This is a genomic window from Amycolatopsis sp. NPDC003676, from assembly GCF_053587275.1.
The window spans coordinates 1-14200 of the sequence record NZ_JBSFNS010000161.1; the positions used below are offsets into that span (position 1 = coordinate 1).

Consider the following 14200-nt stretch of genomic DNA (forward strand, 5'->3'; position numbering starts at 1 on the left):
GCCGCCCCGGCCGCTGGTTAAGCTCCCGTCCGTGCAGTGGCTCCTCGTCGTCATCCCACCACCAGCCTCCTGAGCGGTGTTGCCGGGGGAGACGCGGACGGTCGTCATGACGCACAGGACGGCGTTGCCCTCGGCGCGGTGAGCGACCGCACGGTGGCCGACGCCAAGCTGACGGCGAGCATCGACGCGGCACCCGACGTCGATTCGGCAGCGAGCGTCAACCAGACAGCCGGTGTCGACTCGGTGGTGAGCGTTGAGTCGGTGGCCAGCGTCGGCCGAGCGGCTGGTGCCGACCTGGTGCCAAGTGTCGAGTCGGTGGCCAATGTCGGCCGAGCGGTCGGTGTCGACTCGGTGGCGAGTGTCGAGTTGGTGGCCAACGTCGACCCAGCGGCTGGTGCCGAGCTGTCAGTCGGCGAGAGTCCGGCAGCCGATGCCGACTCGGTGGCGGGCGTCGAGGCGGAGAGCCTTGACTCGGCTGCCGGGCTGAACCGGCCTGCCGGCGCCGAATCGGTGGCCAGTGCGAGCCGTGCAGCCAACGTCAACTCGGCACCGAGCGGCTATTCGGTGCCCGGCGGCAAGTCGGCACCGAGCGGCAAGTCGGCACCGAGCGGCAAGTCGGTGGCGGGCCTCAATTCGGCGGCCGATGTCGAGCCAGTGGCGAGCGTCAATCTGGCGGCCATTGCTGACTCGGTGGCGGGAGACAGCTCAGCGGCTGGCATCCAGTCGGCGGCGATTGTCAACTCGGCGGCCGGCGCCGAGTCGGTCGACGGAGCGACTCGCGATGTTGTCCGGTTGCTGCGGCGGTTTGGCGGGCGCGCGTTCGCGTTGGCGTTTGTCGCCGGGATTACCGGGCTGACGACTGTCGCGATGGTGTTGGGGTTGGTGGGGTTCGCGCTGGTGCTCGCGCCGGTGCGTGGAGTCAGGCGAGGAGGTGGGCCAGCAGGGCCCGTGCCGCCGGGTTGGTGAGGTTTGCCGAGCGGCCGGTCAGGGAGATCGTGCGGGCTAGCGTCGGCTGGGTTAGGTGGGCGAATGGCAGGCCGGACCTTGCGGCTACTTGTTCTGGGACCACGGTGACGCCCAGGCCGGCTGCGACCAGGTCGACTAGCAGCGGGACGTTCGTCGCCTCGCATACCTGGTCGCGGCGGACTCCGGCTTCGGCGAAGGCGCGGTCGACCAGGGCCTGCAGGCCGCTGCCGGTGAAATCTACGAAGGGTTCACCGTCCAGCTCTGCCAGCCGGACTCGGCGGCGGGGCGACAGGCGGTGTCCGGGGTGGGTGAGCAGGACCAGGTTTTGCTGCCAGCTGGCGAATTCGGCCAGATCCTCGGGCAGTGGACCGCCCACATAGGACAGATCCAGTTCGCCGGCGGACACCGCTGCGGTCAGTCCGGGGATCGTGCCTTCCCGGACGCGCAGCCGGATTCCTGGGTAGCGCGCGCGGAATTCGCCGAGCTTCGCGGGGAGGTCGATGACGGTCAGAGTCTGGATGGTTCCGATCGACACCCGGCCGCGCGCGAGGCCGGTCACTGCGGCTACCTCGCCGCGGGCGGAGTCGACGTTCGCGGTGATTTGGTGCGCCAGCGGGAGCAGCGCCTCGCCTGCGGGGGTGAGCGTCACCCGGCGGGTGGTGCGGTCGAACAGTTCCGCGCCTAGGTCGGCTTCCAGTTTTCGGATGGACGCACTGAGCGCGGACTGCACGACGTGCACGTCCTGGGCGGCGCGAGTGAAGTTGCGGTGCCGGACTACGGCGAGGAAATGCTCTACCTGCCTCAGTTCCATCGGCTTCGCCTCCGTCTCGCCACCGGGAGAGTGGTGTTCGCTGAACGTACCGCGCGGCTCGGATCGCGACGGCGGATCTAGACCGAGGCGGGAGTCACGGTAGCTGGGCCGATGGTGCGCCGGAGCGGGAGACGGTGGGTTCGCCGCGGGCCGCGGGTGAAGGGTTCGGCGGTGAGACGCGGAGGGGTCGGAGCGAGGTGGACGGCTCGTGGGGATACCTCGCCGGTCTCATGGTTGGCCGGGGGCGGGGCCTCCCGGTGGGCTCGCCAATCGGAGTTGGGGAAGTAGGGAGCACCGGCGGACGGCACCCAGTAGGACCCGCCGAAGCGCATGGGGCTCCCGCTGAATTCCGCGGGAGCCCCAGGGAGCCGACAGGGCCGACAAAACCGACAGGGCTGATAGAGCCGACAGGGCTGATGGGGCCGACGGTGCCGACAGGGCTGGCGGTGTCGACGGTGTCGACAGAGCAGACAGAGCAGACAGAGCAGACAGAGCAGACAGGGCTGATGGGGCTGACGGTGCCGAAAGAGCCGACGGTGTCGACGGTGCCGACGGTGCCGAAAGAGCCTTACTGAGCCGTATACCCGCCATCCACCAGGATCTCCACCCCGGTCACGTACGAGGATTCCGCGGAAGCCAGGAACAGAATCACATCAGCGACCTCCTGCACCTCCCCGGTCCGCCCCATCGGCACGCCCTCCACCTGCTTCGCTCGCCACACCGGGTCCGTCGAGCCGCGGGAGGTGCGCATCGGCGGCAGGAGGCCGGGCGCTACCGCGTTGACCCGGATGCCGTCGCTCGCGTAGTGGACCGACGCGGTGGTCGTCATCGCTTTGATCGCGCCCTTCGACGCGGCGTATCCCAGGTGCACGCCGATCTGGCCGATCGAGGCTGAGATCGAGGTCAGGTTCACGATCGAGCCGCCGCCCCGGCCGGACATCGCGGTGGCGCCGTGTTTGATGCCCAGGAACACCCCGCGGGCGTTCACCTGCAGCAGGCGGTCGTAGAAGGCCGTACTGGTGAGATCCGGGTCGAAGGTGCCGCTGATGCCGGCGTTGTTGACCAGGACGTCCAGCTTTCCGTGCTGGTCCAGGACGGCGGCGAGGACAGCTGCCCAGGAGTCTTCGTCGGTGACGTCCAGGCGGCGGTACTCGGCCTGTCCGCCGAGTGCGCGGATCTCCTCGGCTACGGCGGTGCCGTCAGCGTCTTCGACGTCGGTGACGACGACGGTCGCGCCTTCGCGGGCGAAGGTGAGGGCGGCCGCCCGGCCCATTCCGCTCGAGGCGCCGGTGATCAGGGTGATCTTGTCGGCCAATCGCATATGGGGTGCCCTTTCGCTGGGTGGGGAGACCCCAGTCTGAGCGGGTGCGTCGGCCGGTCGCCGGCGAGGGGGTGGCCCAGAAGATCAGGCCAGCTCAGCGGAGACCACCGACGAAAGGCCGCGCAGGGCGTCCAGCAGCGAGTCGAGCGCGTCGGGGCTGACCAGGACGGTGCTGACCATGCTGCTTTCCCGGACGCCTTCGCGGACGTCGACGGACAGTTCGTGGATCAGCTTCCCGTGCTGGGTCAGCGTGGCGACCAAGCCGGGGATTTGGTCGATGCCGCCGACGAAATACGTCGCGATCCGGCGGCGGACCAGCATGGCCGGGGCGGAGGTGTACGGGGCGGAGGAAAAGGTGCTCAGGGACATGGCGTTTCTCCAGGAAAGAGGGTCTGGCGGGAAGAGGGCCAGGTCCCGGAGAAAGAAAAGGCGTACGCCAGCTTGCGCGCCGGCAGCCTGGTTCAGCCGGCGCGCTGGGTTACGAGTCGCTCGGACGTCATGAGGCGCAGCACGGCGACAGGCTAACACGGCGAAGCGAGAAGGCAAAAGAATCCACAATGGACAGACGGGTCAACCGGGTTCGTTCCACGGCAGCCGCTTGCGCAGCAAAGTGGCCGCACGCAGGGCGACTTCCACTTCCAGCCGGTGTTCGGCGAGCGGTCGTCCGCACAGTTCCTCGGCCTTGCGGACGCGATAGTGGACGGTGTTCTTGTGCAGGTGCAGCCGGGCGGCGGCATGCGTGTAGCTGCCGTCGGTGTCGAGGAAGACTCGCAGCGTCTCGCGCAATTGCTCAGTGCCGGGATCGTCGGCGACGAGGTCTCCGAGGACCCGGGCGATCCAGCGGTAGACGTCGTCGGATTGTTCGGTGAGCAGTGCGGCGATCGCGACGTCGTCGAACAGCACCACGTTCTGGCTTTGGTCCTCGTTGGTCTCCGCGACGGCCCGTGCCCGGACCGCCTCGCGCAGCGAACCGCGGAATCCGGACAGTCCGTAGCCGGGCGCGCCCAGGGCCAGTCGCAGGCCGCCGCCGATGTCGGTGACGCCGGAGCGGACGTGGTCGACCTCGATGTCGTTGCGTTCCGTGCTGACGGTCCAGCTCCACAGGGTGCGGTCGTCCGCCAGCATGGTGAGCGCCGGACCGCGCCCGCACACCTCCTGTAGCAACCGGGCCGCGGACTGCAGTTCGCCCGCGCCCTCGGCGGGCAGCCACGCGACGGCGGCGCGGTGCCACTGCCGCATCGGGAAGGCGATCAGCTGCTGTGCGGCGTCCTCGGTCAGCGTGTCCGAATCGAGGACCAGCCGGATCTGCGCCGCCCGCGCGGCTCCGGTGCGGCTGCTCCAGCGCCGGCGTTCGGTCTCGAAGATGTCGATGAGGCCCTCGATGACCTGGTCGATGTAGCGGTTCGTGCGACGGGACAGCTCGGCCAGTACGGCGAGCGCGAGCTGGGTGTCGATGTTCGGCTGCCGCTCCAGCGCCTCGATCGCCCACTGTTCGAACCGGTGCTCGCCGAGCCGGTACGCCCGGAGCAGGGCTTCCAGCGACAGCTCGTGCTGGGCGAACCGGCGCGCGTACTCGGCCGCGGCGGGCGGGACGGTGATCCGGTCGAGCGGGATGGAATGCGACAGCATGTCGAGGATCGCGACCAGATTCGCCGACGTGCTGGCGATCATCAGCTTCCGGACGGTCTCGTCATGCCGGAACTCCGGGATCATCTCGACGAACCAGTCGGTGAGCTCGGTGGTGCGGGCGGCGAGGTCGGCGTCGATGGCGTGCGCGATCTCGGCCACGACGGCGTCGACGGCGTCGGACATGGCGGTCAGGGTAACCACCGGACTGGCCCCGGCGACAGGCGAGCGGCGTCGTTCACCCCCTCGGTGCAGGCGGTTGTGACCCCGGCACAACGACCGGCGCAGCCTTCGGTTCTGCGGCCTATGGCCCGGGTCACTGCCCGTCCTTACCGTCATTTCCCACCTGAGCCGCCCTGGGAAAGGACTTCGACGATGCACCTCGCGGCCCTGCCTGAAGAACGAGCCCGGCGGAATCCGAACCTGCCCTGTCTCGCGGACGAACACGGCGAACTCGGCAATGCCGGATTCGCGGTGCGGGTGCGCAGCGCGGCTGCCGTGTTGCGGGCTCGAGGGGTCGGTGCGGGCGACGTTGTCGCGGTGCTGCTGCCGAATCGGGTCGAGTTCGCGGTGGTGCTGTTCGCGGCCTGGCGGCTCGGTGCCGCCGTCACGCCAGTGAATCCGGAGTTGACTGACGGCGAGGCGTCGTTCCAGATCGTGGACGCGCAAGCGAAAGTCGTGGTGGGACAAGGGGATTCGGACCTGGTTACGGTGCGGCTCGAGGAATTGGCGACCGCCGCGCCGGACGAGGGTCCAGTGGCCGACGACGAGCAGGCCGTCGCATTGCTCATCTACACCAGCGGCACGACGGGACAGCCGAAGGGCGTAGTGCTCGACCATGCCAACGTGCGGGCGATGACCGAAATGATCGTCGACGCGCTCGAACTCGGCCCAGTGGACCACAGTTTGCTGATCTTGCCGCTGTTTCACGTCAACGGAATCGTGGTAAGCGTGCTCGCGCCGCTGCTCGCCGGTGGCCGCTCGACGATCACTGCGAGATTCCGCGCCGACGACTTCTTCGACACCATCGAACGGGTCCGTCCGACGTATTTCTCAGCCGTGCCAGCGATTTACGCGCGGCTGGCGGGTCTCCCGGACACCGTGCGGCCGGACACTTCGTCGCTGCGGCTGGTGGTTTGCGGTGCCGCGCCGATGCCTGCCGAGCTGATCCAGCGGGTCGAGGAACGGTTCGGGGTGGTGGTCGTCGAGGGCTACGGATTGTCCGAGGGAAGCTGCGCGTCGACGCTGAATCCGCTGGCCGGGCCGCGTAAACCGGGCACTGTCGGGCGTCCGCTGCCCGGTCAGGAAGTCGCGCTGATGGATCCGCGAGGCAGGTTGACCGACGGTCCCGGCGAGGTCGTGGTCCGCGGCCCGAACGTGATGCGCGGCTATCTCAACCGGCCCGAGGCCACCGCCGCGACGATCGTCGACGGCTGGCTGCACACCGGCGACGTCGGGCGGTTCGACGAGGACGGTTACCTCGTCCTGGTCGACCGCATCAAGGACATGATCATCCGGGGCGGGGAAAACCTCTACCCCAAGGAGATCGAGAACGCACTGCACGCACATCCGGCGGTGCTGGAAGCCGCGGTGGTCGGCGCGCCGCATCCGGTGCTCGGCGAGCTGCCGGTCGCGACCGTGACGCTGTACCCGGCGGCGGTCGTGAGCGAGGCCGAGCTGCTTGAGCATTGCCGCGCCCGGCTGACACGGGTGAAGGTGCCGGTGCGGATCGACATCGTGCCCGCGCTGCCGCGGAATCCAGTCGGCAAGATCGACAAACCGGCGCTGCGCCGCGAACTCGCCGCCGCTAGCTGATTCCGCTTCTAAGAGAACAATCCGTGCCCGCATCAGCGGGTCCGGTCGATGCTGCCCGGAGAAAGGCGGAGAACAATGGGGTTCAAGACAGGGGACTTTCCCCCGGTCGATCCGGAAACCTTCCTGCGGAAGCCACTGTTCGAACGAACCAAAGCACTCGCGCTGCACTGGGTCCAGTTCGGATTCGGCTCGCCCAAAATGATCCCGGCGACGTACGTGGTGAAGCTGCTTTTCCTCTATGTGCTGGCCGGGGTGGCGCTGGTGACCGCGACGTCCGGCGTCGGCCCGTTCTGGGACGTCGCCGCGTGGTGGCACGAACCGGTCGTTTACCAAAAGCTCGTGCTGTGGACGGTATTGCTGGAAGCGGTCGGCGTCGCCGGTTCGTGGGGGCCGATCGCGGGGAAGTTCAAGCCGGTGACCGGCGGGATCCTGTTCTGGGCGCGTCCTGGAACGATCCGGCTGCGGCCGTGGAAGCGGGTGCCGTTCACCAAAGGCGACCGGCGAAACGGCTTCGATGTGCTGCTGTACCTGGCTTTCCTCGCCACGCTGCTGACCGCGATCGTGCTGCCTGGCGTACCGAACGCCGCGTTGGCGGCAGCGCTGCCGGGCAACACCTCGGGCCTGGTGCGTCCGGCCTTGCTGATCGCACCGATTGTGCTGTACGTGCTGAATGGCTTGCGGGACAAGACTGTGTTCCTCGCCGCGCGCGGTGAACAGTATCTGCCCGCGTTGGTGTTCTTCACGTTCTTGCCGTTCGTGAACATGATCATCGCAGCGAAGCTGTTGATCTGCCTGGTCTGGATCGGTGCGGGCGTCTCGAAGTTCGGCAAGCACTTCACGAATGTGGTGCCGCCGATGGTGTCCAACAGTCCGTGTGTGCCGTTCAAATGGCTGAAGCGAGCGCATTACCGCGATTTCCCGAACGACGTCCGACCGTCGAAGCTTGCGACGTTCATGGCGCATGTCGGCGGGACAACCGTGGAGATCATTACGCCGCTGGTGTTGTTGTTCTCCACCAATCACTGGGTCACGCTCGCGGGCGTCGCGCTGATGGTGGTGTTCCATCTGTTCATCACGTCGACATTCCCGCTGGCCGTGCCGCTGGAGTGGAACATTCTCTTCGGCTACCTCGCGATCTTCCTGTTCCTCGGCTTCCCCGCGAGCGCCGGATACGGCGTCGGCGACATGACGCCGGGCTGGCTGGCAGCCGTGATCGCGGCCGCGTTGCTGTTCTTCCCGATTCTCGGCAATCTGCGGCCGGATCTGGTGTCGTTCCTGCCGTCGATGCGGCAGTATGCGGGCAACTGGGCGTCGGCGCTGTGGGCGTTCGCGCCGGGTGCCGAGGCGAAGCTGAACACGTTGCCGCACCGGCCGACGAAGAACCAGGTCGACCAGTTGCAGGCGATGGGCTACCCGGCCGAGGTCGCCGAGATCACCATGCAGCAGACGATCGCCTGGCGGTCGATGCACAGCCAGGGCCGCGGGCTGTTCTCCGTGCTCGCGAAGAACCTGCCGGATCTCGACGCGCGGACGGTGCGCGAGGCCGAATTCGGCTGCAACTCGATCCTCGGGTTCAACTTCGGCGACGGGCACCTGCACGGCCTCGACTTCGTCAACGCGGTGCAGAAACGGGTCGGATTCGCGCCTGGCGAGTGGATCGTGGTGTGGGTGGAGTCGCAGGCCATCCACTCGAAGGTGCAGCATTACCAGGTGATTGACGCGGCCTTGGGCGTGATCGAGCGCGGCCACTGGACGGTCGCCGACGCCGTCAACGAACAGCCGTGGCTGCCGAACGGCCCGATTCCGCTCACCGTCACCTGGACCGCTAGCCCGGCGACGACGAGCAGCGTGCTGGCATGACTACGGCGGTGGTGGTCGGCAGCGGACCCAACGGGCTCGCCGCGGCGGCCGTGCTGGCGCGCGCCGGGGTCGACGTGACAGTGCTGGAGGCCGCCGACGAAATCGGCGGCGGCACCCGCACTTACGAGGCGATCGTTCCCGGCCTGCTGCACGACCACTGCTCCGCGACGCATCCGATGGCGGTCGGCTCGCCGGTGCTGACCGACCTCGGGCTCGACCGGTACGGCCTGCGCTGGCGGCTGCCGGAGATCGACTGCGTGCACCCGCTCGACGACGGCACCGCCGGGGTCCTGCGGCGCTCGGTCTCCGCCACCGCCGCCGGGCTCGGTCCGGACGGACGCCGCTGGCCAGCGCTGTTCTCGTCGCCCGCGCAGAACTACGACGCGCTGAGCGAGGACATCCTCGGCCCGTTGCTGCGAGTGCCGAGACATCCGTTGCTGCTGGGCCGGTTCGGGCTGCCGACGGTCGCTCCGGCGACCGTGCTGGCCCGGTATTTCCGTACCGAACAGGCTCGTGCGCTGTGGCTTGGCGTTGCGGCGCATGCGTTCCGGCCGCTGGACCGGCCGCTGTCGTCGGCGATCGGGCTCGGCATTCTCACCGCTGGCCACCGGCACGGCTGGGCGGTCGCCGAAGGCGGGTCGCGGGCGATCAGCGACGCCTTGGCCGCGCTGGTAGCCGACTTCGGCGGGAAGATCGAGACCGGTGTGCGGGTGCAGTCGGTTTCGCAGTTGCCTCGGGCGGACGTGGTGGTGTGGGACGTCGGGCCTCGCGCACTGGCCTCGGTGCTCGGCGATCGGTTGCCGCCGCGGAAGCGGCGGGCGTACGAGCGGTTCCGCTACGGTCCCGGTGCGTTCAAAGTGGACTTCGCGGTGCAGGACGGAATTCCGTGGCGGTCACCGGAAGCGCGTTCGGCCGGGACTGTCCACTTGGGAGGTTCAGCGGCGGAAGTCGCTGCCGGTGAGCGTGAAGTACACAATGGACGGATTCCGGAGCGGCCGTTTGTGTTGCTGGGTCAACAATACCTGGCCGACCCGTCGCGTTCGGTCGGCGATGTGCATCCGGTGTGGGCGTACGCGCATGTGCCGCATGGCTACACCGGCGACGCCACCGAGGCGATCACCGCACAGATCGAAAGGTTCGCGCCGGGGTTCCGGGAACGGGTCATCGGTTCGGTGAGCACGTCGTCGGCGGAATTCGCTGCGGGGAATCCGAATTTCGTCGGCGGAAACATCCTCACTGGAGCGAAAGACGTGCGACAGCTGGTGTTCGGCCCGCGGACGACCTTGCAGCCGTACGACGTGGGCGTGCCGGGGCACTTCGTGTGTTCCGCGGCCACGCCGCCGGGACCGGGAGCGCACGGGATGTGCGGCAGTCACGCGGCGGCGCGGGCGTTGCGGTACCTGCGGCGGTAAGCGCTACCGGATCAGGACGCCCGGGTTCAGCACTCCGGCCGGGTCGAGGGCGTCCTTCGCCGCGGACAGGGCGGCGGCGAACGGGTCCGGACGCTGCCGGTCGTACCACGGACGGTGGTCGCGGCCGACCGAGTGATGGTGGGTGATCGTGCCGCCGTTGGCCAGGATCGCTTTGGACACAGCGGTTTTCAGCTCGTCCCACTGCGCGACGGTGCTGCCCCAGCGGCCGGTCGCGTAAATGCCGTAGTACGGCGCGGGGCCGTCCGGGTAGACGTGGGTGAACCGGCAGGTCACGACACCCGCGCCGCAGATCTCGGCGATCGCCGCGTTCGCGGCCGTCGTGACGGCCTCGTGCAGCGACTCGAACGCGTCCCAGGTGCAGGCGGTTTCGAAGGTCTCCACCACCATCGACCGGCGGGCGAGCGCGTCGCGCTGGTACGGCATCCGCAGGAAGGCCGATCGCCACGCCGAACCGGATTCGCCGCGGCGGGCGGTGACGGTGCCGCCGTGATCGGCGGTGAGTTCGAGGGCGCGGTCCAGCCAGGCGTCCACCGGATGGTCTGCGGATTCGAACGCGAGCAGCAGCAAACCGTCGGCCTGGACGCCGGTGTTGAGGAACGCTTCCGCGGCGTCGAGGAGGCGGCAGTTCGCTGGGTACAGGCCGGACTGGGCGATCGCCCTGGTCGCTCGTACTGCATCGGCGTACCTGGTGAAGCTCACCGACGCTTTCGCCTGCCAGCGCGGCCGTTCCTGCAGCCGCATCCAGGCTTCGGTGATCACGCCCAGTGTGCCTTCCGAGCCGAGGAACAGCCGATCCGGCGACGGTCCGGCCCCCGAACCGGGCAGCCGGCGCGACTCGCTGACACCGGCCGGAGTCACGACGCGCAGGGACTCGGTCAGGTCGTCGATGTGCGTGGCCAGCGTCGCGAAGTGGCCGCCAGCGCGGGTCGCCAGCCAGCCGCCGAGCGTGGAGTGCGTGAACGACTGGGGATAGTGCCGCAGCGTCAGGCCGTGCGGGCGGAGCTGGTCCTCCAGCGCGGGTCCGTACACCCCGGCTTGGACGCGCGCGGTGCGGCTCGTCTGGTCGATCTCCACGACCTGGTCGAGGCGGCCGAGGTCCAGCGACACCGCGGGCGCTGGGAAACGCGGTTCGATGCCGCCGACGACGGAACTGCCGCCGCCGTAGGGGATTACCGGCGTGCCGCTGGTGGAACACCAATCCAGGAGATCGAGCACGTCCTGCTCGGACTCCGGGCGAGCGACGACATCCGGCACCGCTTCGACCCGCCCCTCCAGGTTCCGGACGACGTCTCGGAACGCTTTGCCGCGCGCGTGCGACAGCCGGTCGGTCCGGTCGGTCGAGCACAGCCGGGCCAGCGCGGCGGGCGGGCGGAGCCGGGACGGCGGCACCGGCAGGTCGTCCGGCGAGGGAGGAGCGTGGTCGGTGAAGTCGTGGGCGGGAAGGAAGGCGGACGTGCGCGCGACCAGCGCTTCCGACTCTTCGGCGGTCAGCGCTTCCTCGATGTCGCCCCAACCCCACCAGGACCGTGTCATCCGACTGCTCCCTTCCGAATTGACCCAAGAGTAACTTACTCTAGGGTAATAGGCACTGAGGAGGAAAGATGAGCGTGCTGACCGCTGCCGCGCCGTTCGTGGTGAACCGGGTGCTCCCTCGCTTCGACCAGCGGATCGAGGAGTCCGCGAAGCCGTTCGACCGGCCCGGCCTGCTGCGGCCGCATCCGGATTCGCGGACTTGGGCGTGGACGCATTACGGCATCTTCGTGCCGGAGCTGCCCGCGCCGCATCGCTACCTCAACACGATGACGCTGATCGGCAGCACTGGCGCGGTCTGTTTCGACAACGACTACCTCGCTACCTCCGATGCGCGCCGCACTACGACTGTCCTGTCGTCCACTGCCGCGCCCGGGCATCATCACTATCAGGCTTACGATTCGCACACCGAATGCCGCTTCGCGGAGGACGGTTCGCGGTTGGAGTGGGATTCGGATCTTGCTATCGAGGCGGCGCATCCGTCGTATCAGGTGCATGCGCGTTATGCCGGGTTCTCGGCGGACCTGACTATCACTGCCACGCCTCAGGTGTCTTGGTTCGTGCGGAATCCGGCGTATGACCACTTGAGTCTTCTTGCGACCTTTACCGGGATGATTACTGACGACACTGGCGAGACGGAGATCGGCGGGCTCTGCACTGTTGAGTACGCGCGATCTGTTTCGCCGCAAGCCCTTCGGCGTACGCCGTTGCCTCAGCGGTTCAAGCTGCCGATTGACTTCTTTACCTATCAGATCATCAATCTCGATGATCGGACGCAGTTGTTGTTGACCGATGTCCGGGCGGCTGGGGCTACGGCTTGCCGGCTCGCCTATGTGCGCACGCTTGACGGCGATGCTGCGGTGTTTCGGGAGGTCCAGTTCGAGGTGGACTATCGGGACGAGCCGGAGGTCGATCCGCAGGGGCGGGAGATGCGGGCACCGGAGCGGTTTCGGTGGACGGTTCGGGACGGGGCAGAGGAGGTCGTGGCGGTGGAGGCCGTTGTGGACAGTCCATTGCGGTATGGGCATGGACGCGGTTATGTCGGCGCGTACACGTATTCCGGCGCGTACCGGCGACGGCCGGTGTCGGGGAGCGGGTATTTCGAGTGGGTGGATTGCGAAAGTTAGCCACGTAGGGAAGCGAGGATTCTCGCGCAGCGTTGGGTGGTGACTTCGGCGGGTTCTTCCGGGTGCTCCAGCCACCAGTTGACGGTGGCGGCTACTGCGCCGTACCAGATCCGGGCGAACAGGGAGGCGTCTGCTGGGTCGGCGAAACCGGCTGTGGACAAGGCTTCTTGGGTGCCTTCCGCGCCTAATGCGGACAGTTTGCGGCGGTAGGAGCGGGCGGCTTCGTCCACCGCGGAGTTCGGGGGGAGGGTGGGGTCCCAGAGGACTGCCCAGTCCAGGCGGCGGGGTTCCAGGGTGCGGAAGATCGCTTCCAGGGTGCCCAGGGCTCGGGTGAGGCCGGTGCCGGTTTGGGCTTCGGTGACGGCGTCGACCAGCGGGGCCGCGCCTCGGTGCAGGCAGGCCAGGTAGAGGCCGTCTTTGGAGTCGAAGTAGCCGTACACGAGCGGTTTGGAAATTTCCGCCCGGCGGGCGATGGCGGCTACTGAGGCGTGGGCGTAACCCTGGGTGCCGAACTCCTGGACGGCGGCGTCGAGGATCAGCCGCTCCCGTTCGGGGCGCGGCATTCCCTTGCTGCCTGCCGAATTTGCCACGAGGTCAGCATAGCTGATGCTGTTCGCGGGGTGCTTTTGTCCATTGTGGACCCTGGAAGCGGGTCGGGGTTGGTAGGCTGGCTGCTTCGGGTTTCCGAGGCAGGGGAGTGTCGTTGTGTCTACTCATCATCTGGTTACTGACGGTGCGGACATCGTCTACGACGTGCACAACCAGCCGCTCGGGGAGGACTCTCGGCCGTTGGTGATGATCGGGCAGCCGATGGATGCCAGTGGGTTCGGGACGCTTGCCGGGTTGTTTCCGGAGCGGGCGGTGGTTACTTATGATCCGCGGGGGCTTGGGCGGAGTACTCGATCTGATCGGGAGACGGAGAATCGGCCCGAGGTTCAGGCCGGGGACGTGCATGCGGTGATTTCGGCTCTTGGAGTGGGGGCCGTTGATCTGTTCGCCAGTAGCGGTGGGGCGGTTACTGCGTTGGCGTTGGTGGCTCGGTATCCGGGGGATGTGGAGACGTTGGTGGCGCATGAGCCGCCGGTTATCGCGGTGTTGCCGGATGTTGAGGCGGCTGCTCGGGCTTGTGACGGGGTGACTGAGCGGTATTTGGCTCGGGGGTGGGGGTATGGGATGGCTGCGTTTATCGCTATGACTAGCTGGGTTGGGGAGTTTACTGAGGAGTTCTTCGCGCAGCCCGAGGTTGAGCCTGGGCAGTTCGGGTTGCCTGTTGAGGATGACGGGAAGCGGGATGATCCGTTGTTGTCTTCGCGGTCTCGGCCGGTTATTGATTATGTGCCGGATCTTGCTGCGTTGAAGGCTGCCGGGAGTCGGGTTGTGTTGGCGGTGGGGGAGGAGACTGGGGATACGTTTACTGGGCGGACTGTGCGGGCTCTTGCCGCGCGGATGGGGGTGGGGGTGACTGTGTTTCCTAGTCACCATGGTGGGTTTCTTGGCGGGGAGGGCGGGTATGCGGGGAAACCGGAGGAGTTTGCTGTTCGGTTGAGGGAGGTTTTGGGGTGACTTCTCGTCGCCTGGCGGCGACATCGCTTGGTGGTTGCGTGGGGCACCCCGAAGCTTGAGTGTGCTGACGGTCTGGGGGTGCTTGTCAAGGCGGGAAAGATTAGTTTTAAATCACCACCCCAACCCATGGACGCATTTTATTGGGGTT

General features: G+C 67.7%; 13 protein-coding genes. 7 read left to right on the plus strand and 6 right to left on the minus strand.

Annotation, left to right across the window (positions count from 1 at the left end; genetic code table 11):
• The first annotated feature begins 138 nt into the window (after positions 1-138).
• Positions 139-966, plus strand: coding sequence for a hypothetical protein (locus tag ACWDNU_RS42185; protein ID WP_449672974.1), 828 nt, complete (start codon positions 139-141; stop codon positions 964-966).
• Here ACWDNU_RS42185 and ACWDNU_RS42190 read toward each other — a convergent pair.
• Positions 920-1777, minus strand: coding sequence for a LysR family transcriptional regulator (locus ACWDNU_RS42190; RefSeq protein ID WP_449672975.1), 858 nt, complete (start codon positions 1775-1777; stop codon positions 920-922). The genes ACWDNU_RS42185 and ACWDNU_RS42190 overlap by 47 nt on opposite strands.
• A gap of 428 nt (positions 1778-2205) precedes the next feature.
• Between ACWDNU_RS42190 and ACWDNU_RS42195 the strand changes: the two genes are divergently transcribed.
• Positions 2206-2352, plus strand: coding sequence for a hypothetical protein (locus ACWDNU_RS42195; RefSeq protein WP_449672976.1), 147 nt, complete (start codon positions 2206-2208; stop codon positions 2350-2352).
• Here ACWDNU_RS42195 and ACWDNU_RS42200 read toward each other — a convergent pair.
• The 3 genes from ACWDNU_RS42200 to ACWDNU_RS42210 all read right to left on the minus strand — a co-directional run bounded on the left by ACWDNU_RS42200 (position 2346) and on the right by ACWDNU_RS42210 (position 4910).
• Entirely contained in the window at positions 2346-3098 is a 753-nt protein-coding gene (locus ACWDNU_RS42200) for an SDR family NAD(P)-dependent oxidoreductase (RefSeq protein ID WP_449672977.1), read from the minus strand. The genes ACWDNU_RS42195 and ACWDNU_RS42200 overlap by 7 nt on opposite strands.
• An 84-nt stretch (positions 3099-3182) precedes the next feature.
• Positions 3183-3467 (minus strand): hypothetical protein, encoded by a 285-nt coding sequence (locus tag ACWDNU_RS42205; RefSeq protein WP_449672978.1) that lies wholly within the window; start codon positions 3465-3467, stop codon positions 3183-3185.
• 201 nt (positions 3468-3668) lie between these two features.
• Positions 3669-4910 (minus strand): PucR family transcriptional regulator, encoded by a 1242-nt coding sequence (locus ACWDNU_RS42210; protein WP_449672979.1) that lies wholly within the window; start codon positions 4908-4910, stop codon positions 3669-3671.
• A gap of 189 nt (positions 4911-5099) precedes the next feature.
• Between ACWDNU_RS42210 and ACWDNU_RS42215 the strand changes: the two genes are divergently transcribed.
• The 3 genes from ACWDNU_RS42215 (at position 5100) to ACWDNU_RS42225 (ending at position 9811) form a co-directional block, all read left to right on the plus strand.
• Positions 5100-6539 (plus strand): class I adenylate-forming enzyme family protein, encoded by a 1440-nt coding sequence (locus ACWDNU_RS42215; RefSeq protein WP_449672980.1) that lies wholly within the window; start codon positions 5100-5102, stop codon positions 6537-6539.
• A 75-nt stretch (positions 6540-6614) separates the two neighbouring features.
• Positions 6615-8399, plus strand: a complete 1785-nt coding sequence (locus ACWDNU_RS42220) for a DUF3556 domain-containing protein (RefSeq protein WP_449672981.1) — start codon at positions 6615-6617, stop codon at positions 8397-8399.
• Positions 8396-9811 carry a phytoene desaturase family protein gene (locus tag ACWDNU_RS42225; protein ID WP_449672982.1) on the plus strand — a complete coding sequence of 472 codons (1416 nt, stop codon included), beginning with the start codon at positions 8396-8398 and terminating at the stop codon, positions 9809-9811. The genes ACWDNU_RS42220 and ACWDNU_RS42225 overlap by 4 nt, the downstream gene beginning before the upstream one ends.
• 3 nt (positions 9812-9814) lie before the next feature.
• On the opposite strand, the gene ACWDNU_RS42230 is transcribed toward ACWDNU_RS42225, so the two are convergent.
• Positions 9815-11365 carry an FAD-binding oxidoreductase gene (locus ACWDNU_RS42230; protein WP_370934426.1) on the minus strand — a complete coding sequence of 517 codons (1551 nt, stop codon included), beginning with the start codon at positions 11363-11365 and terminating at the stop codon, positions 9815-9817.
• A 68-nt stretch (positions 11366-11433) separates the two neighbouring features.
• On the opposite strand from ACWDNU_RS42230, the gene ACWDNU_RS42235 reads away from it, so the two are divergent.
• Positions 11434-12489: a DUF6670 family protein gene (locus ACWDNU_RS42235; RefSeq protein WP_449672983.1), complete on the plus strand. Its 1056-nt coding sequence runs from the start codon at positions 11434-11436 to the stop codon at positions 12487-12489.
• Here the strand turns inward: ACWDNU_RS42235 and ACWDNU_RS42240 are convergent.
• Positions 12486-13079, minus strand: a complete 594-nt coding sequence (locus ACWDNU_RS42240) for a TetR/AcrR family transcriptional regulator (RefSeq protein ID WP_449672984.1) — start codon at positions 13077-13079, stop codon at positions 12486-12488. The genes ACWDNU_RS42235 and ACWDNU_RS42240 overlap by 4 nt on opposite strands.
• 115 nt (positions 13080-13194) lie before the next feature.
• Between ACWDNU_RS42240 and ACWDNU_RS42245 the strand changes: the two genes are divergently transcribed.
• Entirely contained in the window at positions 13195-14052 is an 858-nt protein-coding gene (locus ACWDNU_RS42245) for an alpha/beta hydrolase (protein WP_449672985.1), read from the plus strand.
• Positions 14053-14200: the final 148 nt, after the last annotated feature.

What these genes read in the sequence shown, in the direction of transcription:
- ACWDNU_RS42190 (WP_449672975.1), bottom strand. Translation starts at nt 1,777, where the DNA reads ATGGAACTGAGGCAGGTAGAGCATTTCCTCGCCGTAGTCCGGCACCGC.
- ACWDNU_RS42200 (WP_449672977.1), bottom strand. Translation starts at nt 3,098, where the DNA reads ATGCGATTGGCCGACAAGATCACCCTGATCACCGGCGCCTCGAGCGGA.
- ACWDNU_RS42205 (WP_449672978.1), bottom strand. Translation starts at nt 3,467, where the DNA reads ATGTCCCTGAGCACCTTTTCCTCCGCCCCGTACACCTCCGCCCCGGCC.
- ACWDNU_RS42210 (WP_449672979.1), bottom strand. Translation starts at nt 4,910, where the DNA reads ATGTCCGACGCCGTCGACGCCGTCGTGGCCGAGATCGCGCACGCCATC.
- ACWDNU_RS42215 (WP_449672980.1), top strand. Translation starts at nt 5,100, where the DNA reads ATGCACCTCGCGGCCCTGCCTGAAGAACGAGCCCGGCGGAATCCGAAC.
- ACWDNU_RS42220 (WP_449672981.1), top strand. Translation starts at nt 6,615, where the DNA reads ATGGGGTTCAAGACAGGGGACTTTCCCCCGGTCGATCCGGAAACCTTC.
- ACWDNU_RS42225 (WP_449672982.1), top strand. Translation starts at nt 8,396, where the DNA reads ATGACTACGGCGGTGGTGGTCGGCAGCGGACCCAACGGGCTCGCCGCG.
- ACWDNU_RS42230 (WP_370934426.1), bottom strand. Translation starts at nt 11,365, where the DNA reads ATGACACGGTCCTGGTGGGGTTGGGGCGACATCGAGGAAGCGCTGACC.
- ACWDNU_RS42235 (WP_449672983.1), top strand. Translation starts at nt 11,434, where the DNA reads ATGAGCGTGCTGACCGCTGCCGCGCCGTTCGTGGTGAACCGGGTGCTC.